This window comes from Bradyrhizobium sp. USDA 4011 (assembly GCF_054063415.1).
Genome location: NZ_JBSSGG010000001.1, coordinates 4,833,734 through 4,854,110 on the forward strand (window position 1 = coordinate 4,833,734; position 20,377 = coordinate 4,854,110).

Sequence of the window (20,377 nt, forward strand, 5' to 3'; positions counted from 1 at the left end):
CACAATTGCGCGGCGCGGCCGGCATCAATCCGCGACCAGCCGTTTCAGCAGGCCGACGGCGGCGGCGAGTTCATCCTGCTCCCGCGCCGACAGCCGCGCGGCGATGGTGCGCGACAGCCAGTCCTGCCGCGCGGCGCGGCCGGTGCGCAGCCGCTCGCGGCAGATATCGGTGAGCGACATGATGGTCTGGCGGCCGTCGTCCGGATCGGGCGCGCCGCGCACCAGGCCTGCGGCCTCGAGCGCTGATATCGCCGAACTCATCGACTGCGGACGCATGCCTTCCGACCGCGCCAGGCTGGACACGGTCGCGGGGCCGTCCTTTTCGAGGCGCAGCAGCACCGCGACCTGGGACGGCGGAAGATCCTCACGCTGGCCCTGCTCGCGCAGCCGGCGCTTCAGCGTTCCGATCAACAAACGAAGATCCTCGGCGAGCGCCGATGTGCGCGCTGATCCGGTACGGGCCGCTGCATTGTTCATGCCGATCATCCTGGCATATATGAAGGTAAACTGTAAAGATTATCTTCGCAGATTACCTTCATATTACCGTGATCGTCAGCGCGCGGCAGAGCATTGCTGGACGATGCTTGAAAATCTGAACGGCCGCTGAACTCGGTTCTGGTGCGCATCACATTAGATTTGGTTGTCATGTTGCGCGCGTTTGTCGATGACTGCGCCGGCGATCACGATGCGGCGTCTCGTCCCCGCGGTGGCTCGCGGAGTTGTTTGGAATGAAGTTTGATGTTCGTTTAAGGGCGATCGGCGTATCGATCGTCCTTGCTTGCCTCGCGCAGCCGGCAGCGGCCCGGACCTGCGAGCCGCCACCGGCGCTGACATCGGTCGATCCGCCCGGCTTCTACCGGGATGCAGGCGGTTACGCGGAAGCGATCAAGCCGCTGCATGCGTTCATTGCACAGGTCAACAAGGCCGCCGATGAACGCGATCTGGATTGCGTCATGGACTTGCTCGCAGGCTGGGCCTGCGGAAGTGCGCTGCTGACGATCGGCGCGAACTATCAGGGCGATTTCGAACGCTCCTGGGCAGGCACCGATTTCGCGCTGGCGTTGCTGCGCTTCCCCAACGCGTCGACCAAGGCCGATCACCGTTTCCAGCAGATCAAGCCGTGGCTGATCCGGATTGCCGAGGAAACCCGCGATGCCGATCGCATCAACCATCTCGGCAACAATCTGGTCTATTGGGCCGGGCTCGATCTGATGTCGATCGGCACCCTGACGGATCGGGCTGATCTGGTCGATGCCGGCATTTCCCGGGCGCGCCAGGGCATCAGGGACATCGGCGCCCACGGCGAATTGGAACGCGAGTTGAAGCGCGGCGAGCGCGCGCTGCACTACCACAACTTTGCGCTGATCCCGCTGGTGTTCTGCGCCGTGCTCGCCAGCCGCCGGAAGCTCGACCTCTATGCGGAGAACAACGGAGCGATCCGTCGGCTCGCCGACCTGATTGTTCGCGCGGTGCAGGACGAGCGCAGCTTCGGCGCTCTCACCAATGTTCCGCAGCAGCTCTTCCCCTGGACGTTCCAGGGAGACCTTGCCTGGATGGAGCCGTATTACGCCCGGTTTCACGATCCGCGCTTGCCGCCAATTCTCAGCTCGAGAAGGCCCTTGGATAATCCGAGGCTGGGCGGCAACGTGACGGCGACTTGGGGCGCACCCCTGCCGGACTAGGCCCGGTCGGAGGTGCTCAGCACCCCGATGACGCGTGTTATTCGCTCTCGCTGGCCGCCGGCGCCGCGTACATGTCCCGTGCGCGCTTGGTCACCGCCGCATAGCGCGCGGTCGCGCTGAGGGTCATCAGGCCGGCGCGCACCAGTCCCAGGATGGCGCGGCGCGAGTGGAACGGGCCGGTCTTGCTCGCGGCATATCCGCGCGGGTAGAGCTGCAGGCGGCCGGCGAGCGCTTCCTGCAACGCCAGCCTCTGGGTCGCGCTCAGGCGCCGGCGCCGCGCAGGTTTTTCCGCTTCCGCCAACATGAGCTCGATACCCAACGATTTCCGTGGCGCTGCCTTCATTGTCAGCTCACACTCCGGCCGACTGGCGCGACCTTCCGCGAGGCGCGGCGCCCGGCCGGCATCGCCATGGACGCCGGCATGTGGCACATCATGGCTTGCGCTGTTGCTCATTCGTAAGACAGAACCGCATTTCGAGCGGCGGCGGCATCTGACGAAAGTCAGGATCAGTTATGACGAAAGTCATATTCGTTTGCGGCCGCTGCCGGCTTACGCCACAGTGGGCTGCTCGCTGGGTTGATGGGCAACGCATGATCGATTTGAGCGCGGATTTGCTTGCGGCGGCAGGAGCCGACGTCATCGGTCTCGCCGTCATCGGTGCCGACCGAAGCATGCAGCGGAAGATCGGGCGGCTGGTCGAATGGCTTCCCGCGATCGGCGTCGATTGTTGCGAATGCATGCTGCTGGTCGGCATGGAGGCCGAGCTGGCGGCGCTTGCCGCAGGCCAGCGGGACATGATCGCACTGGCCGGTGTCCGCGGTGCCTCGCCTGACATCGCGCAGCCGATGACGGCGGTCGTGCTGTGGAACGGCGCGCAGTCGCATTACTTCGTCATCGCCATGCCGGACTTCGCGGGACGTCAGGTCGAAACGCTGCTCGGCAGCGAGCGCAGGGCCCGCCGCCTGATGGAGCAGCAACTCGAGGCGGCGAGCGCGGAAGTGCGCTTTGCCTCGCTGGCGCGGACGCGGCTGCGGCTGGCGCGCGATCTGCACGATACGCTGGTGCATTCGATCGTGGCGCTGCTGACCCAGATCCGGCTGATCAGGCATTATCTTTCGGCCGACCCGGCGCGCGTGGCGGACAGCCTTGCAACCGCCGAAGACGCAGCCGCGAGCGGCCTCTCGCGTGCCCGCGAGGCCATCGATCGCCTGCGCACGCCCGACGATTTGAAGCTTGATCCCGATGTCGAGGGACTGCTCAGCGACTTCGCCGCGCGCAGCGGCGTCAGGGTGTCGATCCAGATCGACGAAGAGGCGCGTCCCGGCTTGCGCGATTGCGGCTTGACGGTCCAACGCATCCTCAGCGAGGCGTTACGCAACGTTCAGGCGCATGCTCAAGCACGCCGAGTCTCGTTTCACGCCTTCGAGGCGCCGGCCGCGGTCGGTCGCAAGCTCATTGTCGAGATCCGCGACGACGGTCGCGGCTTCGATCTCGCGGTGCCCACTCCCGGACATTTCGGATTGATCGGGATGGCCGAATTTGCTGAACTCGTCGGCGGAAGCTGCGCGGTGGAGAGCGCGCCCGGACAGGGAACGCTGGTCCGGATATCGCTCCCCGTGGCGGTGCCGCCGGCAGCGTCTGCCGGCCTGCTGGCCGATTGATGTCGTTGCCGCCAATTCGAGACCTTCGAGAGGATGATTGAAGCCCGTGAGCAGAATTGAGAAGGTGCGGGTGCTGATCGCCGAGGATCAGACCCTGATCAGGGAAGGTATCGCCACCCTGCTTGCCCAGCAGAACGACGATTTCGAGATCCTTCCCGGTGCGTCCGACGGCGAGCAGGCCATCGAATTCGCGCGGCGCTATCGGCCGGACGTCATCCTGATGGACCTGCAGATGCCGCGTGTCGACGGCATCGCGGCGACCCAGCGGATCCTGCGCGAGCTGCCGCAGACCCATATCGTCGTGCTGACGACGTTCGAGACCAACGATCTGATCTTCGAGGCGGTCAGCGCGGGCGCCAAGGCGTATCTCCTGAAGGACGCCAGGATGGAGGAGATCGCATCGACCATCCGCGCGGTGATCAACGGCCAGTCCGGGCTGTCGCCCAGTGTCGCCGCGCGCATCCTCGACGAGTTCAAGCGGCTGCGCGGCCCGCGCGTCTCGGCGAAGCTGCCGGTTCGCGACGGGCTGACGGCGCGGGAGAATGAAATTCTCACGCTGATCGTCGAGGGCAAGAGCAATACCGAGATCGGTGAACGGCTGCATTTGGCCGAGGGCACGGTGAAGAACTATGTCAGCACCATCCTGGAGAAATGCCAGGTCAAGAACCGTACGGAACTGGCAATAAAGGCAATAACTTACTAGAAATAATTGCTCCGGTCGCACACCACGCGGTTGATCCGGCTGAGATTGCTCGCCTTTTTCTGGGCCGCGCCGACAAAATTGGCTATAGGATTGTTTCGGATTTGCTTTTTTTGACACGCAGGTCCGGATTGCGCGGCTTTGACTAAACAGGGAATGACCATGAAGGGTATCGAGCGCCAGACCAAGGATACGGATGGACTGGCAAACGCGGCGGTCGGCAACGGCGCCGATGCCGCGGCGCATGGCATGGCGGCAATCGATCAGGTCCGCGATCTCCTGTTCGGCGGCGCGCAACGCTCGCTCGAGACCAACCTCTCGGGTCTGCGCCAGGAGATGCAGGCATCGCTGAAGCAGATGCAGGCGGACTTCACCAACGAGCTCACCGCGCTGCAGGCGCGGCTCTCCGACCTCGAACGCGATACCGAGCAGAAGCGCCTCGACTCGCTGAAGGATGTCGGTGCGGCCATCACCCAGCTCGGCGCTGCGATCAGCGGATTGGGATCCGGCCGCACGGGCAAATAGCATGGCAGCCGCTGCCGGCCAGAACCGCGAGATCGAGCAGCTCAAGACATTGCTGTTTCAGCCCGAAGCGACGCGTCTGACGTCGCTGGAGGCCGACCTCGACTCGCTGCAGCGCTATGTCGGCAACGCCGATCGCCTGGAGACGGCCACCGCCGGCATTCTGGTCGAGGCGCTGGAGCGCGCCGAAGTCAACCGGCCGCGCGAGCTCGCCAGCGCGATTGCGCCGGTCGTGGTCTCCGCGATCCGCAGCGAGATCAAGAATTCGCGCGAGCAGATGATCGAGGCGCTCTATCCGATCGTCGGCCGGCTGGTCAGCGCCGCGGTCGCGAACGCGTTCCGGGAACTGGTCGCCTCGCTCGAGCAGCGCATCAATGCCCTGACCTCGGCGCAATTGTGGGTCGGGCGGGTCAAGTCGCTGGTGACGGGACGTCCGATCAGCGAGTTCGTGCTCGCCGACAGTCCGCCGCAGATCAACCGGCTGCTGATCATCGAACGCGGCAATGGCCGCCTGATCGCCGACTGGAAGCGCGAGGCGACCGTCGACGAGCGCGCCGACCTGCTCAGCGCCATGGTTGCGGCGATCCTCGAATTCTCCGTGCAGGCGCTGGCCGGCGAAGGCAATCTGCAGACGCTCGATTTCGGCGGTCGGCAGCTGGCGCTGCGCGCCTCGCCCCGCTTCATCCTGGCGGCGGAGTGCCTGGGGCCGCTGCGCCCAACCGACAATGCCAGGATCAATTCGTTGTTCTTCGATGCGATCGAGCGCATCGACCGCGGCGCGGATTGCGATGCGCCGATGCTGGCCTCGCTCGCAGCCGCGATCGAGACCGACGACACGCCGCGGCGGATCGCGAGCCGGCGCGGCAAGGTGATCCTGTTTGCCATGCTCGCCGCTGTGGCCGCGCTGTTGCTCTATTTTGCCGCGACCATGGTGACGCGCGCTCTTTTGGAGCGGCGGACCCATGCCGCGCTGGAGCAGCTCGCCGCGAAGCAGCCCTTGCTCGTCACCTTCCCGCTGCGGCTCGACTTCGATCACGGCAGCCGAAGTGTGGCCGTCTCGGGCATCGAGCCGAGCCGGTTGGAAACCGCGCCGTTGATCGACGCGCTCGCTGCGGCCGCGGCACCCTATAAGGTGGTCGACCGCATTGGATCGGTGTCCACGCCGGAGCAGGCGGCGGCATCGCAGGCCGGCATTGCAGGCCTGCAGCAGAGCCTGACGCGCCTGCAGGCGAGCCTCGACCAGATGCGCGAGGCGATGGGCGCGCAGGCGAAGTCGGCGGACCAGAGATATGCCGCGCTGACCGCGCAATATGACAAGCTCGGCGAGCAGTACGCGAAGTTGAGCGAGCAGGCTGCGAAGCTGCAATCCGTCGCCGACGGCCCGGCGGCGCGGCTCGACCGCTTCATCGCCTCGACCGCGATCTTCTTCGTCAATAATTCAGACGAATTCCTCGACAACGACCAGGCCGAGCAGCAGCTGCGCGAGGTCGCCGGGCTGCTGACGAACAATGATCTCAGGCTGCGGATCGTCGGCTACGCCGATCAGAGCGGCACCGAAGGCACCAACAAGACGCTGGGGCGCAAGCGGGCGGAGCAGGTGCAGCGCAAGCTGACCGCGCTCGGGGTCGATCCGTCGCGGTTGATTTTGGTGTCGCGCGCTGCGACGATGCCGATCACCGACCGGCTCGACGCGACCGTCGGCGGCAACCGCCGCGTGGCGTTCGAGACGGTCTACCGGGGCGAAGTGGCCCGCTGATGCTCACCGCAAAAGTCATGCTGCTCGGCGATATGGGGGTCGGCAAGACGTCGATCCTCTATCGGCTGATCTACAACCGGTTCGAGGGCCAGTATAAATCCACGCTGGGCGTCGAGATTCTGAGCCATGACGTGGTGCCGGCGGATGGCAGCGATCCGATGCGCCTCGTGCTGTGGGACACCGACGGCGATTTCGGCACGCAGATTTTCGACACCGTCTATGTCACCGGTGCATCCGCTGCCATCATCGTGTCGGATGTCACGCGGCCGCAGACCGTGACCCGCATGGTCGAGCTGGTCCGCGGTTTCGAGGAGCGCTTCCCGGGCCGGCCCTACCGGGCACTGCTCAACAAGATCGATCTGCCCGAAGCCGCCGGCAGCGCCGGCGCGATTGCCGAACTCGCCAAGTCGAGCGTCAAGCCGGTCAGCGCCAAGACCGGCGTCGGCATTGCCGAAAGCTTCGTCGAGCTGGCCCAGACCATCCGCCGCCGTCAGCTCTAGATTCTTGTTTTGACGCGTTTTCTTCACGCGAACCGGTGTCCACTTCGCTCGAAAACGCTTTAGTTCTTATAACTCCGCACAGGTTTGTGTCAGCCGCCCCGACTTCTCGGGGCTGGCGAATCGGGCCGGGACGGCTGACTTCATCGCACGTGGGGCGTACGATGAAACGCGCGCGACGTGCGGTGCAGGACCGCACGATTCTCTCTCCAACTGCACCACGCCGTCCCACACTCCGATAGTGACGATGGTCATCTTCCGCTCGGTCAATGGCCTGCCTATCGTTCACTCGTCACTGGAACCAGTCACGGGACCAACGGTGTCCCGGGCGCACGGAGTGAGAGATCATGAGCATTTTTGGAAGCATCATGGGTGCAATCTTCGGCCACGGCGCCCAGGCCAAAACCGTTGAGACCACGGCGACGGCAGCACCCGGCACTGCACCGGCATCGACGTCAACGTCTGCATCTGTATCTGCATCGCCGGCAGCCGGCACATCAGCGGCGCAGACGGTCGACGTCGCGGCGATCGTCGACAAGGCGGCGGCTGCCACCGGCGAGAAGCTCGACTGGCGCACCTCGATCGTCGACCTGATGAAGGCGCTCGGCCTCGACAGCAGCCTTGCTGCGCGCAAGGAGCTCGCCAAGGAGCTGCACTACACCGGCGATACCAACAACACCGCCACCATGAATGTCTGGCTGCATCAGCAGGTGATGGCCAAGCTCGCCGCCAATGGCGGCAAGCTGCCGGCCGATATCAAGACTTGATCTCAGCCTTGAGCCGTGCGTGGCGCACGCGTCCCGCACGGCTCCGAACGATGCGTATCGCGTGAGGAGCAGTTGCGATGACCCCATCTCATCTTGCTATCCTGAACAGGCCGCGGACCGGCGTCGTTGCCGCTTCGATCGGCGCGGGACTCGGCCTTGCGGCAATGGTGCTGGGCATCTCCATCGCCGTCGCGCGCGCCGACAACGTCGGCGACGAGCCGCAGGCGGTGCACGCGAATGCCGGTGTACAGCGTGCCGCGCAGACCCTGCCGCCGGCGCGGGTCATCCTGCCGGCGCCGTGGGAGCAGGCTGCTCCGGTGCAGCCGGTCGCAGCGTCAGCGCAGCCGTCGGACCACAAATAATCTTCGTGCCATCGTTGCGGCCGGCGATCCGCGCATTTGCGTGACGGTCGCGGCGAGTGGCCCGCACGCCGCCCGGCTCTGGAGCCTCACCATGCCAGAACAGGTCAAGCTGCCCCGAAAATTGTCGCAAGAGCCCGGTGCTCCGCGGTCGCTGCGGCCGAGCCACCGGCGGGTCATCGAGGAGCTCGATCGCTGGGCCAACAGCCCCGGCCTGCAGCCGCCGAGTGACGGAGACAAGGACGACGACAAGCACTGGCGTGCTCCAATCGGCAATTGATCTGCGGCGATTGCTACGCGTGGCGCTGGCGCCGCTGGGCCGTCGCGATCAGTGCGGTCGAGGGAATCGCGAAGGTGTCTCCGACCCGCCCTCGCTCGATCTCGCTCCGGAAGGCGCGGGCAACGGCGGCGCTCTGCTCTGCGTCGAGCCCGCTCCAATGCGGCATGAACTCGAACAGTTTGTCGACGTCGGCAGAATTGGCGACGTTGAGCTTGAAGTCGTGGGTGATCTCGGCGACGACAGGATCGCAGAAGCCGGCCGCGACAACCGCCGCACTGAGGCGGCCGGGGTCGGCGAGTTCGGCGAGGCCCGTGCACGGCATCGGCGTGACGTTATCGGGATAGAGCCGCCGGATGATCTGCGAGAGCAGCAGATGCACGGCGGCGCCGTCGGCGCTCTTCCAGACCGCAATCGCCGCCGATCCGCCAGGGCGCGTCACACGCGCCATCTCGCGCAGCCCGGCGCGCCAATCCGGAAACAGCATCACGCCGAACACCGACACCGCCGCATCGAAGGCCGCATCGGGCAGATCGAGCGCCTGGCCGTCCATCTGCCGCGCCTCGATATTCGCCACTTCATGCGCGCGGACCCGTGCCACCATACCGGCCGAGAAGTCGATCGCGGTGACGTCGGCGCCCCTGCGCGCGGCCGCAAGCGCCGCGGCCCCCGTACCGGTGGCGACGTCGAGCACCTTCGATGACGGGCCGATCGGGAGCATCGCGACGGCGGCCTCGGCGAAGTGTGTCGTGAACGGCTGCGACTGCGCCTCGTAGGTCGCGACCATCTTGTCCCAGTGCGCGGGATCGTTGAACGGAAGCGGTTTCGCCTGCTCACTTTTCTGCATGAATCTGGTCCTCGAGACTTTGCTTGTGTTTGGCGAGCCGGCGCTTGAAATCCTTCGCGAGCGCGTCGAGCGTCACCGCGCCGAGCCGCTTCAGGAAGAGTGCTTCGACCTCGCGAAACGTGCCTGACAGCGCGTCGTTGACCGCCTGTTCGACCAGGCAGCCGGGATTTTCCGAGCGGTGGCCCATGGCAACGATCGTCGGCGCGCCGACTGCGCGATAGATGTCCGCGAGGCTGATGTCGGCCGGATCACGCGCCAGCGTCCAGCCGCCGCCATGGCCCTTCTCCGAGCGGACCAGGCCCTGCTCGCGCAGGCCCGCCATCACGCGGCGGACGACCACCGGGTTGGTGGCCATCGCCTGTGCAAGTTGCTCCGACGTGACCGATTCGCCCCCTCCGATCATGTGGAGCAGGCCGTGCAGGACACCGGATAGACGGCTATCGCGTATCATGTAACTTTACATGTTGCATGATGGGCCCGACGTCAAGAGGGGCGATGGCGGGCATCATCGGTCCTGGTCGCCCTTCCACCTCCCCTTGAAAAGGGGAGGTCGCTTTGCTCGGCAGAGCAAAGCGGGTGGGGATCTGCTCTATCCGAGAGCAGCGGTGCGTGTGGCTGACCCCCATCCCGACCTTCCCCCTTTCAGGGGGAAGGAGAAGAGATCAGGGCCTGCACCCAGGTCATGGATCGCGTGCCGGATTTGGCGGCGCCGCCCGTTTAATCCCCATCGGGGTCTTGAGAGGCGGGGGCGGTATCGTGGGCAGTGTGGCTGTTGATCGGATGTTGCTGGATGCGGTGGCGCATTATGGCGCGGGCCGCGCGACGGAGGCCGGCACGCTGTGCGGCGACATCCTCACCGCCGATCCCGACCATATTCCGGCGCTGCATCTGTCCGCCGTCATCGCCTTCGTGACCGATCGCGCCGCGGAAGGCGCGGTGCTGCTGAACCGGGTGTTCAGCCTCGATCCGCATCATGGACCGGCGTTCGCCACGCTCGGCGATGCGCTCGCCGTGAAGGGCGAGCACGAGGGCGCGGTGGCGGCGTTCCAGCGCGGCATCACATTGCGGTCGAAGGATGCCGGCCTGCACATTAAGCTCGGCGTTGCGCTATGCGAGCTGTCGCGCTTCGACGAGGCCGAGGCGGCGTTTCGCCGCGCGATCGCACTCGATGGCGGCCTGACGCGGGCGCGATTCAACCTCGCCGTTGCGCTGGCCGGGCAGCTGCGGCCGGTCGAGGCGGAGCAGGCCTATCGCGAGGTGATCGCGCGCGATCCGACCTATCGCGGGGTCTGGCTCAACCTTGGCAATGCGTTGACCGATCAGAAGAAGCACGACGCCGCCGCCGCCGCCTATCGCCGCGGGCTCGGCGCGGATCCCGATCATCCGGGCCTGCATAGCGGTCTCGGGGCGGCGCTCTACCGCCTCGGCCGGCTGGAGGACGCGGTCCAGCACTATCGCCGCGCGATCGCGCTCGAGCCCGACAATTTCGCGCCGCGGCGCCTGCTGGCCATGGTGCTGCACGAGCTGGGCGCGCGCGAGGAGGCGGTCCGCATCTATCGGCAGGTCTCGGCCCGCGATCCGTCCGATCACGTCATCCTCAACAATCTCGGCGCCTGCCTGTTCGAGCTCGGACAGGTCGACGACGCCATCGCCTGCGCCGAACTGGCGCTGGCGCTCAAGCCGGACTATGCCGCCGCGCACACCAATCTTGGAATCATCTTCGAGGCGCAGAATCTGGTCGAGGCGGCGGTCGCCGCGCATCGGAGGGCCATCGAGCTCGAACCCGATTACGCCAAGGGCCATGCCAATCTTGCGGTCGCGCTGCGCAATGCCGGCGAGATCGATGCCGCGCTGGTGGCCTCGCGCCGCGCCATCGCGCTCGATCCCGAGCAGCCGCTGGCGCATTACAACCACGCGCATTTCCTGCTGATGAACGGCGAGTTCGAGGAAGGTTTTGAAGAATATCAGTGGCGCCGCAAGACCAAGATGCTCAGCGAAGGCGATCCCGTGTTCGACGAGCCGGAATGGCAGGGGGAGCCGCTGGCGGGACGCACGCTGCTGCTGTTTGCCGAATACGGGCTCGGCGACGCCATCAATTTCGTCCGCTATGTGCCGATGCTGGCGGGCAGAGGCGGCCGGATCATTCTGCAGGTACAGCCGGCGCTGGTCTCGCTGCTGCGGCCGCTGCTGCCCGATGTCGCGGTGTTCGCGCGCGGCGAGCCCTTGCCGCCGTTCGACCTGCAACTGCCGCTGCTGAGCCTGCCGCGGATCTTCCGCACCACCGTCGAGACCATTCCCGCTGCCGTGTCCTATCTGCAGGCGGACGCCACCAAGCTCGCGCGCTGGTGCGAGGCGCTCTCCGGCGTGTCCGCGCTGAAGGTCGGCGTGGTCTGGGCCGGCAATGCCAGGCACAAGGGCGACCGCCAGCGCTCGCTGCCGGCCGATGCCGTGCTGCCGCGGCTGGTCACACCTGGCGTCCAGCTCTACAGTCTGCAGAAGGAGCCGCGGCCGGACGATGCCCCGGTGCTGCGCGGCCTTGGTGCCGATATCGTCGACCTCGCACCGACGCTCGGCGATTTTGCAGATACCGCCGCGGCCGTCTGCGCGCTCGATCTCGTCATCGCCGTCGACACCTCGGTGGCGCATCTCGCCGGCGCGCTGGGCCGTCCGGTCTGGATGCTGTGCCCCTATGCGCTCGACTGGCGCTGGCTGCGCGATCGCGCCGACACGCCCTGGTATCCGACCATGCGGCTGTTCCGCCAGGACAGACCGCAGGCCTGGGAGGCCGTGCTGACACGGATGGCCGACGAGCTCGCGCGCGTCGCACGGGGGGAGCGGCACCTGCTGCTGCCGCAAACGACGCACCGCTGACGACCAGCCGAGCCTCCCGGCCAGTCACCCCGCGCTCATCCCCTGCGCGCCGCCGAGCAGCTTGGCGTTGAGCCGCCCGCCGTCGAACAGCATTTCACTGACCGCGCCGTCGAGGTCGGAGGCGGTGATCTCCCCGCCGCCATCGCGGACGATACTGGCCTGGGCGAGACGGCGCATCAGCTCCTTGATGAAGGCCGCGCTGACGCCTTCGGTGCGTCGCACGGCCTCGTCGATGACGGGCTGTGTGAGCGGCAGGCCCTTGCCATAGAGCCGGACCAGCTTGCCGCGCCCGGTCTCGTCAGGCAGCGGCATCTCGATCGCCTGGTCGATGCGGCCGGGCCGGCCGGCCAGTGCGCCCTCGAGCTCTTCAGGACGGTTGGTGGTCAGCAGGAACAGGATATCGCAATCCTCCTTCAGGCCGTCCATCTCGTTGAGCAGCTTGTTGAGCAGCGATTCCTCGCACGGTCCGCTCATCTCGTCGCGGTCGCGCGCGATCAGGTCGACATCCTCGATCACGACCATGGTCGGCTGCAATAGGCGGGCGAGGTTCATATAGGCGCCGAGCAGGCCGACCTGCTCGGCGGTGATGATCAGCGTGGTATGATCTGGCAGGTTGGTGGCGAGATAGCGAATGGTGTGGGTCTTGCCGGTGCCGGGCGGGCCGTAGAGCAGGATGCCCTTGCGGGTCGACTGCCCGAGCTTGCGCAGCAGATCTCGGCTTTCGACAAAGCCGAGCACGTTGCGGTCGAGCAGCCGCAGTGTCCGCTCCGGCAGGATCACGTCATCGCGGGCAACCGTCGGCAGCCGATGCACGGTCACGCCGCGGGCGCGGCCGCGATAGTCGGCGGCATCTTCCAGCGACAGAATCTTGCCGCGATAGGATCGTGCCGCATGCACGGCCGCTTCTAGCTCGGCAAAGGTTCGTTGCACCAAGGCGTTTCCGGCGATGCCTGCGGGCACCGCGAGCTCGATCCGCAAGCCCGGCTCGCTCCGATAATCTCGATGGTGGCTGAGCAGCACCGCGTAGCGCAGCTCTTCGGTCTGGCACAGCCACAAGCCATTGGTGAGGCATTTCACCGGCTCGGACCCGCCGACGTCGACGTCGTGATATTGCGGCGGCGCGATCGCCGGAGCGTTGCGGCTGTTTTCCATCAGCGCGGCGAAAGCGAGGGTCTCGTAGCGATGCTCCTCATGGAGGCCGAAGAAATGGAGCGGCGCATCGAACAGCCGGTCGATCGCGATCTGAACATCGGCACGCATGTGACCGGGAAATTGCCGCGACCGGGTCAGGATCTGGTTGCGTGGCACTCCCGCAAAATGCCAATCGAGCGCTATGAAGGCATATCGGAACTCCTCGCCCGGCAGCTTTTCCGAACTGGCCCTGGCGGCGAGCAGGCAGTTGCTGCACAGGCAGACCGTCTTGCGGCTGAGAAAAACGTCCGTCACAGGATCCAGCGCGCCACAGAGGTCGCACGGCCTGGCCGCATCGGCAGCCGTGCTCGTGATCAGCAACGAATGACCATTGCTGCGGATCAGCTGCTGGGCGGACTCCAACAGCGCCTGGGCCACGGCCGCTGGATAGGGGCCGCAGGCGATTCCGTTAAGGGTCTCGATCCGTGCGGTGGCGGCAACCGCCTCTTTCCGGGACTTGCCGAATACCGTGCGCAGCAGGTCGCGCATGAATTCTATCGGTGTCTCGCTATCGTCGTGAATGAACAGCTTGATCGGGCCGCCCTCGGCAAAGACATCGTGCATGATCACCTCGAAACGCAATCGGAACCAAAAGAACAAAATAAGAACATCACGGCCGCCGGCCTACGTCAAGCGAAAGATTCCGCGGCCTCATCCCTAACGTGTGGTGAGCCGATCGGCCGGCCAGCCGGGTGCGCGCTGCATGCGTAAACGCCGCTCAACACTTGTGACGTCTGTGTTGCGGCAAATGCCAAGACATGGCCGCCACAGAGGCAAACTTCCGACACATCATCGGGGCGAAAAGGAGCATCCGACATGGCGCGAGCGCGAGTGCTGATTCCTTCCAGGGATCAGCCGTCGCGCAATGACTTTTAGTAAGAGGCCCTCGTGTCGCACAGATTTCGCTTTGCGCTTTTCCTCATCCTCACCCTGTTCGTCTCGCCGGCGCTTGCGCAGCCGGCCGCCAAGCCGGCGCCGCCGCAGTCCAGTACCAGCGACGCATTGACGCCGGAGCAGGCGAAGCGCGCGCTCGAGACGCTGCAGGACGACAAGAAACGCGGCGAGATCATCAACACGCTGCGCGCCATCGCCAATGCCTCGCCGCAGGCGGCCGCGCAGGCGGCGCCCGAGCAGCAGTCGCCGATCCCGCTCAGCGCGGACAGCCTCGGAGCGCAGCTTCTGCTGATGGTCTCGGAGCAGGTCGGCGAGATGTCGCGCGAGGTCGCCGACGTGGCGCGCACGCTGACGCATTTCCCGGCGTTCTATTACTGGTTCCTGCGCACCGCCAACGATCCGGCCGCCTATGGCCTCATGATCGATATCGCCTGGAAGCTGGCGCTGGTGCTCGGCTGCGCGCTGGCAGCCGAATGGGTGGTGTTCCGCCTGATCAAGCGGCCGGTCGCGTTCCTTGAAGCGCGGCTGCCGCAGACCGCGCGCGTGCCGGTGCAGGCGCTCGCCAGCGCCGATCCGCCGTCGTCGGTTGCCGACGTCACGCCGGAGGGCGATCTGCATCGCCGCCGGCTCAGCCTGGCACGGGCCTGGCAGTCGCTGGTCCGGCTGCCTTTCGTGCTCGGGCGCCTCGTGCTCGAGCTGCTGCCGGTGGTCGTGTTTCTCAGCGTGGCCGCCGCGCTGCTCAGCACCGAGATCGGCAATCAGTCGACCACGCGGCTCGTGATCCTCGCGGTGATCAACGCCTATGCCTTCTCGCGCGCGCTGATCTGCGCGGTGCGCGCGCTGGCCGGCCCGTTCGGCCTGGTCCGCGTCCGTGCCGAGACCGCGGCCTATATCGAGATATGGGCACGGCGCATCGTCGCCGTCGGGGTCTCGGGGATCTGCTTGGCCAATGTCGCATTGCTGCTTGGGCTGTCCCACGCCGGCTACGCCGCGCTGCTCCGGCTCGTGATGCTGGTGGTGCATCTCTTCATCGTCGTCATCATCCTGCAGTGCCGCCGCCAGGTCGCCGACGTCATCCGCGCGCCGGCCGATCGCACCGGCCTCGCGGCGCGGACGCGCAACCGTCTCGCTTCGCTGTGGCATGTGCTGGCGATCGCGCTCGATCTCGCGCTGTGGGCGGTGTGGGCGCTCAACATCCGAAACGGCTATTCGCTGCTGCTGCAATATTTCGTCGGCACCGTCGCGGTGCTGCTGGTCACCCGGCTCGTCACCATGGTGGTGCTGAGTCTGATCGATCGCGGCTTCCGCATCAGCCCGGACCTGATGCAGCGCTTCCCGGGGCTCGAGACCCGCGCCAATCGCTATCTGCCGCTGCTGCGCAAGGTGGTCACGGCGGTGATCGCTTTGGTCGGCTTCGTCGCGCTGCTCGAGGTCTGGGGGGTCGATGCCATCGTCTGGTTCTATGGCGGCCAGATCGGCTCTCGGCTGATCTCGGCGCTGGTGACGATCGGCATTGCCGCGCTCGCCGCGGCGGTGATCTGGGAAGTCGCCAATGCGCTGATGGACCGGCAGATCGACACGCTGTCGCGTGAGGGGCATTTCGCCCGCGCCGCGCGCCTGCGCACCTTCCAGCCGATGCTGCGCACCGCGCTGTTCTGCGTGATCGTCGCGGTGGTCGGGCTCACCGCGCTCAGCGAGATCGGCGTCAATGTCGCGCCGCTGCTCGCCGGCGCCGGCATCGTCGGCATCGCGATCGGCTTCGGTTCGCAGAAGCTGGTGCAGGATCTCATCACCGGGCTGTTCCTGCTGCTCGAGAACACCGTGCAGGTCGGCGACACCGTCACGGTGTCAGGCCTGTCGGGCGTGGTCGAGAACGTTTCGATCCGCACCATGCGGCTGCGCGCCGGCGACGGCTCGGTGCATATCGTGCCGTTCAGCGCGGTGACGACGATCACCAATGCCAGCCGCGGCGCCGGCAACGCCGCGGTCAGCGTCAACGTGTCCTACAAGGAGGACACCGATCGCGCCGGCGAGGTGCTGAAGGACATCGTCGCCCAAATGCGTCAGGAGACGGCGTATCGCGCGCTGATCCGCGGCGATCTCGAATTGTGGGGCGTCGACAGGGTCGACGGCTCGGTCGTGACCATCGTCGGCCAGATCCGCTGCACCGACGGCGGCCGCTGGTCGGTGCAGCGCGAGTTCAACCGCCGCATGAAGCGGCGTTTCCAGGAGGAAGGCATCGAGATCGCCTCGATGGGCCAGACCATCCTGATGCAGCTCCCCGCGCCGTCGGAGCCGGATTCCAACAAGCTGCCGCGCCGCGCGGCGGGCTGATTTGCGACACCGCGTTGCGTCTCATCGTTGCGACACTGTCTCGCGACGGTGAGACGGCAAGGGCCTCGCTGGACCCGAGGCATGGCTCGCACTTGGCCGAAAACGCCGCCTTTCTCCTCCTCTCCCGCGATTTCAGCGCTGGCACAGCGCTTGCTCAATGCAGCTTCGAATGCGCGGCAAGACGCATTGCATGACTGAATCTCAAGCAAAGGAAGGAAACGCACATGGAGCTTGGCTACTTCACCATGCCCTCGCACCCGCCGGAGTGCGGATTGAAGGAGGGCCACGACTGGGACCTGCAGACGCTGCGCTGGCTCGACGAGCTCGGCTATCAGGAAGCCTGGATCGGCGAGCATCACACCGCGCCGTGGGAGCCGCATCCGTCGCCCGACCTGCTGGTCGCGCAGGCGCTGCTGCAGACCAAGAATCTGCGCATCGGACCTGGCGGTTTCCTGCTGCCGTATCATCACCCGGCCGAACTCGCCAACCGCGTGGCGATGCTCGACCATCTCTCGAACGGGCGGCTGAACTTCGGCGTCGCGGCCTCGGGCCTGCCGAGCGACTGGGCGATGTTCAACGTCGACGGCATGTCGGGCCAGAACCGCGACATGACCCGTGAGGCGCTCGAGATCATCCTGAAAATGTGGTCCGAGCCCGGACCGTGGACGCACAAGGGCAAGTATTGGACGGTGAGCAAGCCGGACACGATGTTCGACTTCCTCAAACCGCACATCAAGCCTCAGCAAGCACCGCATCCGCCGATCGGCGTCGCCGGCCTGTCGAAGAATTCCGACACGCTGAAACTCGCCGGCGAGCGCGGCTTCATCCCGATGAGCCTCAACCTCAACCCGGCCTATGTCGGCAGCCACTGGGACTCGGTGGAAGCCGGCGCGGCCAAGACCGGCCGCAAGCCGAGCCGCAAGGATTGGCGGCTGGTGCGCGAGGTGTTCGTGGCTGATACCGATGAGGAGGCGTGGAGGCTGTCGACCGGCGACATGATGGGCCGGATGATGGGCGAGTATTTCCTGCCGCTGCTCGGCCATTTCGGCTTCAAGGACTATCTGAAGCACGCGCCCGACGTGCCCGACAGCGACGTCACCGTCGAATATTGCGCGCGCCGGAATTGGATCGTCGGCTCACCCGCGACCGTCACCGAGAAGATCGAGAAGATCTACCGGGAGGTCGGCGGCTTCGGCGTGCTCTGCGTGTTCGGCTTCGACTACAAGCACAAGCCGGAAGCCTGGCGGCACTCGCTGGACCTGCTCAAGAACGAGGTGATGCCGCGGCTCAAGCATCTCGGCGCCGAGTTCGAGAAGGCTGCATGACAGATAGGCAGGGTGCGGGGCTTGCCTCGCACCCTGCCTCGCATATCTTAACCGTGGTTTTTCGCATCAGGGTCCGGGCATGACGGTCGACGCACAGAGTTTCAAGCAGGCGATGCGGCATTGCGCGGGTGCGGTGGCGCTGGTGACGGTCGGCCGCGAGCCGGGGCAGCGCACCGGCCTGACGGTGACCTCGGCCTGCTCCCTGTCGGACAATCCGCCCTCGGTGCTGGTCTGCGTCAACCGCAATGCCAGCGCGCATGAGCGCATCCGCGCCGAGCGCCATTTCGTCATCAACTTCCTGAACGAGGACCACGCGCTGCTGGCGCTGACCTTCTCCGGCCAGAAGGGCGTCAATGGCGACGACCGCTTTGGCTTCGGCCGCTGGACCACCGGCGCCACCGGCGCCCCGGTGCTGGAGGATGCCGTCGCGGCGTTCGATTGCGTCCTGGCGCAGGAGCTCGAGACCAAGACCCATTCGATCTTCATCGGCGAAGTCCAGCATGTCCGCGCCGTGACCACGGTCGATCCGCTGATCTATCTGCGCTCTGGCTTCCAGAGCGTGCGCAACATCCACGATCCGATCACGCTTGGCGACGTCGACGCGCGGCGTGTCAGCTGGAACGAGTTTTCGTGAAGCGGCGGCAGATCTCAACGACAACTTCTATTTGAGCCACACCAGCAGCGGGACGGGCGCGCGGCCCTCGCAGGATAGCGTGCCCTCATAATTGTGCGTCTTGCGGGCGCTGTAGGTGCAGGGCGCGCCGTCCAGCACCAGTTCGGCCGTGACCTGCGAATCCGTGCCTGTGAATTGCAGCCGGATCTCGCCGGCGCGTTCCTCCGGTCCGTCCTGCACGCAGATTCCGACATGCTTCATCTTCAGCGGCCCGGCGAATTGCTTGCGCGCATCCGGTCCGCTTTCGGTGAGATGTCCGGTCAGCTCCCATTCGCCGAGCACGCCGGCCTGGCCGAGGATCTCCATCGCACCGAGCGGCGGCACGTGGCAAAGACAGAGCGCAACGGCGCCGAGCAGCGCCGCACCACCGTTGCGCCATTTCGTCAGCGGCATCACAGCTTGCTTCCGGTTGTCTGGCGCAATTCGATCAGCTCCGGCCTCGACAGATCCGCATCCGCAGTGAGCTGGGCGATGTGATCAGCACATTCCCGGGTCTTGGCCTGATCGCCGGCCGCCCTGGCGCTCTTGATCATCCCAACATAGGCCGCCAGCCGATTGGGCTCCTTCTTGAGCACGGCCTCGTAGGCGGCGAGCGCGTCGGCGGCCTTGCCGCGCTCGAGCAGCATGGCGGCGTAGAGCTCGCGCGCGGGCGCAAGCGGTCCCGGAGTGACGGGATGCTTCTCGGTCTTGTCTTCCGCCTCCGCAGCGGCATTCATCGCGCCGAGCGCCTCGTCATATTTGCCTTCGGCGTACAGCACCCAGGCGCTCGCGATCTGCTGCTGGATATCGACGATGTTGGACCAGTAGGCGTCCTTGGCGTCTTTCAGCTTGTCGCGCAGCTCGGCGAGCTTGGCGACATCGGCCTTGGCGGCCGCCGGATCACCGGAGCGCGCGGCGCCGACCGCCCGCGCGAAATAGGTGATGGCGTCCGCATAGGCGTATTTGGTCGGACGGACCTGAAGCGCGGCAGCTTCCTTCCAGTCGCCGCGTTCGAACACATAGCGGGCCTGGCTTGCCGCCACCGCGTAAGGCCCGGCGAACCGATCCTGCTTGAACTCGAGCTTGCCGAGCTCGTCGACCACCGCGCGGGCCTCCTTGTCCTGGCCCAGCTGCAGATAGGCGTAGACCAGATAGTCCATCGCGTGCGCCTGGTCCTGCTGTTCGCCGTCTTCCTTGGCGATGCGCGCGGATTCCTTGTTCGAGGCGATCGACTCCTTCCAGTAGCCGACGCGCGTGAAGATGTGCGACGGCATGTGCTGTGCATGCGGCGCGCGTTCGGCGATCTTGGCATAGCGCATCGCCGCGGGGAGGCCCTTCTCCGCGAGCGCCGGATAGTCGTAGAGATGGATCAGATAGTGGGCGATGCCGGGGTGCTCGGGCTGGCGCTTGAAGATCGGCTCGAGCAGCGCCGCACCTTTCAGCTGGTTGGCATAGGTCTTGTCGCTCGGGGATGCTGCGACGTTGAGCGTGATCGCATAAGCGATCTGCGCCTCGTCATCGTCGGCATAGTGTGTCGCGACCTGCTCTTCGGCCGCGAGGAATCTCTGCACGCGAGTGCGGTGATCGACCTTGTCATAGTCGACATACATCGCCGCGATCGCATCGATATATTCGCGCTCGCGCGGAGTGCTCGCGCCCAGCGCCTGGCCTTTCTTCACGGCTTCGAGGCCGAGCGGAAGGTTCTCCGGCGGCGGCGGGCCGTGCGGATTGTAGAGATAGCTGAGCGCGATCCCCCAATAGGCGATGGCGCATTGCGGGTCGGCCTCGAGCACCTCCTCGAAGGTGCGTCGCGATGCGCTGTACCAGAACGAATGCTGATACAGCATGGCGCGATCGAACGCCTCCTGCGCTTCCGGTTTGCAGGATGTCGCAAAATGGACTTTGCCCAATCGTTGTTCAGTAGAATCCGAGGCGGCAGGCTGCGAAATGGTCGCGGCAACCAGGCCAACGACCACAGCGAGGGGAAACCGTGTCATGGGACCCGCTCCGTGGCGTTGAATGAAAGGCGTATGATAACACC

General features: G+C 65.9%; 20 protein-coding genes. 13 read left to right on the forward strand and 7 right to left on the reverse strand.

Annotation, left to right across the window (positions count from 1 at the left end; translation table 11 throughout):
• Positions 1–24 precede the first annotated feature (24 nt).
• Complete coding sequence (locus ACVW1C_RS22680; RefSeq protein WP_456760310.1) at positions 25–477, reverse strand: MarR family winged helix-turn-helix transcriptional regulator; 453 nt, start codon at positions 475–477, stop codon at positions 25–27.
• A 251-nt stretch (positions 478–728) separates the two neighbouring features.
• Here ACVW1C_RS22680 and ACVW1C_RS22685 point away from each other — a divergent pair, with 251 nt between their 5' ends.
• Positions 729–1,682, forward strand: a complete 954-nt coding sequence (locus ACVW1C_RS22685; RefSeq protein WP_456760311.1) for an alginate lyase family protein — start codon at positions 729–731, stop codon at positions 1,680–1,682.
• Positions 1,683–1,719: 37 nt separating this feature from the next.
• Here the strand turns inward: ACVW1C_RS22685 and ACVW1C_RS22690 are convergent, their stop codons facing one another.
• Positions 1,720–2,025 (reverse strand): hypothetical protein, encoded by a 306-nt coding sequence (locus ACVW1C_RS22690; protein ID WP_456760312.1) that lies wholly within the window; start codon positions 2,023–2,025, stop codon positions 1,720–1,722.
• Between the two features lie 248 nt (positions 2,026–2,273).
• Between ACVW1C_RS22690 and ACVW1C_RS22695 the strand changes: the two genes are divergently transcribed.
• The 8 genes from ACVW1C_RS22695 to ACVW1C_RS22730 all read left to right on the forward strand — a co-directional run bounded on the left by ACVW1C_RS22695 (position 2,274) and on the right by ACVW1C_RS22730 (position 8,225).
• The gene (locus ACVW1C_RS22695) at positions 2,274–3,344 is read left to right on the forward strand and encodes a sensor histidine kinase (RefSeq protein WP_456760313.1); all 1,071 of its coding nucleotides are present in this window, start codon (positions 2,274–2,276) and stop codon (positions 3,342–3,344) included.
• A 46-nt stretch (positions 3,345–3,390) separates the two neighbouring features.
• On the forward strand, positions 3,391–4,047 hold the full coding sequence (locus ACVW1C_RS22700) for a response regulator transcription factor (protein ID WP_050406118.1): 657 nt from the start codon (positions 3,391–3,393) through the stop codon (positions 4,045–4,047).
• A gap of 159 nt (positions 4,048–4,206) precedes the next feature.
• Complete coding sequence (locus tag ACVW1C_RS22705; protein ID WP_456760314.1) at positions 4,207–4,569, forward strand: hypothetical protein; 363 nt, start codon at positions 4,207–4,209, stop codon at positions 4,567–4,569.
• 1 nt (position 4,570) lies between these two features.
• On the forward strand, positions 4,571–6,322 hold the full coding sequence (locus ACVW1C_RS22710; protein ID WP_456760315.1) for an OmpA family protein: 1,752 nt from the start codon (positions 4,571–4,573) through the stop codon (positions 6,320–6,322).
• Entirely contained in the window at positions 6,322–6,822 is a 501-nt protein-coding gene (locus tag ACVW1C_RS22715) for a Rab family GTPase (protein WP_092122751.1), read from the forward strand. Before ACVW1C_RS22710 ends, ACVW1C_RS22715 begins: the two co-directional genes overlap by 1 nt.
• Positions 6,823–7,166: 344 nt before the next feature.
• Positions 7,167–7,586 (forward strand): DUF3597 domain-containing protein, encoded by a 420-nt coding sequence (locus ACVW1C_RS22720; protein ID WP_456760316.1) that lies wholly within the window; start codon positions 7,167–7,169, stop codon positions 7,584–7,586.
• 77 nt (positions 7,587–7,663) lie between these two features.
• Positions 7,664–7,948: a hypothetical protein gene (locus tag ACVW1C_RS22725; RefSeq protein ID WP_456760317.1), complete on the forward strand. Its 285-nt coding sequence runs from the start codon at positions 7,664–7,666 to the stop codon at positions 7,946–7,948.
• A gap of 91 nt (positions 7,949–8,039) precedes the next feature.
• Positions 8,040–8,225, forward strand: coding sequence for a hypothetical protein (locus tag ACVW1C_RS22730; protein ID WP_456760318.1), 186 nt, complete (start codon positions 8,040–8,042; stop codon positions 8,223–8,225).
• A gap of 13 nt (positions 8,226–8,238) precedes the next feature.
• Here the strand turns inward: ACVW1C_RS22730 and ACVW1C_RS22735 are convergent, their stop codons facing one another.
• Positions 8,239–9,069: a class I SAM-dependent methyltransferase gene (locus ACVW1C_RS22735; RefSeq protein WP_456760319.1), complete on the reverse strand. Its 831-nt coding sequence runs from the start codon at positions 9,067–9,069 to the stop codon at positions 8,239–8,241.
• Positions 9,056–9,520, reverse strand: coding sequence for an Rrf2 family transcriptional regulator (locus tag ACVW1C_RS22740; protein ID WP_456760320.1), 465 nt, complete (start codon positions 9,518–9,520; stop codon positions 9,056–9,058). The genes ACVW1C_RS22735 and ACVW1C_RS22740 overlap by 14 nt, the downstream gene beginning before the upstream one ends.
• A 329-nt stretch (positions 9,521–9,849) precedes the next feature.
• Here ACVW1C_RS22740 and ACVW1C_RS22745 point away from each other — a divergent pair, with 329 nt between their 5' ends.
• Positions 9,850–11,940 carry a tetratricopeptide repeat protein gene (locus ACVW1C_RS22745; RefSeq protein ID WP_456763144.1) on the forward strand — a complete coding sequence of 697 codons (2,091 nt, stop codon included), beginning with the start codon at positions 9,850–9,852 and terminating at the stop codon, positions 11,938–11,940.
• Positions 11,941–11,964: 24 nt separating this feature from the next.
• On the opposite strand, the gene ACVW1C_RS22750 is transcribed toward ACVW1C_RS22745, so the two are convergent.
• A complete protein-coding gene (locus ACVW1C_RS22750) occupies positions 11,965–13,695 on the reverse strand; it encodes an ATP-dependent Clp protease adaptor ClpS (protein WP_456760321.1) in 1,731 nt (576 codons plus the stop codon).
• A gap of 324 nt (positions 13,696–14,019) precedes the next feature.
• On the opposite strand from ACVW1C_RS22750, the gene ACVW1C_RS22755 reads away from it, so the two are divergent.
• From ACVW1C_RS22755 to ACVW1C_RS22765, 3 genes are all read left to right on the forward strand, one after another.
• Positions 14,020–16,359: a mechanosensitive ion channel family protein gene (locus tag ACVW1C_RS22755; RefSeq protein ID WP_456760322.1), complete on the forward strand. Its 2,340-nt coding sequence runs from the start codon at positions 14,020–14,022 to the stop codon at positions 16,357–16,359.
• Positions 16,360–16,583: 224 nt separating this feature from the next.
• On the forward strand, positions 16,584–17,684 hold the full coding sequence (locus ACVW1C_RS22760) for an LLM class flavin-dependent oxidoreductase (RefSeq protein WP_456658903.1): 1,101 nt from the start codon (positions 16,584–16,586) through the stop codon (positions 17,682–17,684).
• 79 nt (positions 17,685–17,763) lie between these two features.
• On the forward strand, positions 17,764–18,318 hold the full coding sequence (locus tag ACVW1C_RS22765) for a flavin reductase family protein (RefSeq protein WP_176534046.1): 555 nt from the start codon (positions 17,764–17,766) through the stop codon (positions 18,316–18,318).
• 27 nt (positions 18,319–18,345) lie between these two features.
• Here the strand turns inward: ACVW1C_RS22765 and ACVW1C_RS22770 are convergent, their stop codons facing one another.
• Together ACVW1C_RS22770 and ACVW1C_RS22775 are read right to left on the reverse strand one after the other, a co-directional pair.
• Positions 18,346–18,750 carry a hypothetical protein gene (locus ACVW1C_RS22770; protein WP_456760323.1) on the reverse strand — a complete coding sequence of 135 codons (405 nt, stop codon included), beginning with the start codon at positions 18,748–18,750 and terminating at the stop codon, positions 18,346–18,348.
• Positions 18,750–20,333, reverse strand: a complete 1,584-nt coding sequence (locus tag ACVW1C_RS22775) for a hypothetical protein (protein ID WP_456760324.1) — start codon at positions 20,331–20,333, stop codon at positions 18,750–18,752. The genes ACVW1C_RS22770 and ACVW1C_RS22775 overlap by 1 nt, the downstream gene beginning before the upstream one ends.
• Between the last annotated feature and the right edge of the window lie 44 nt (positions 20,334–20,377).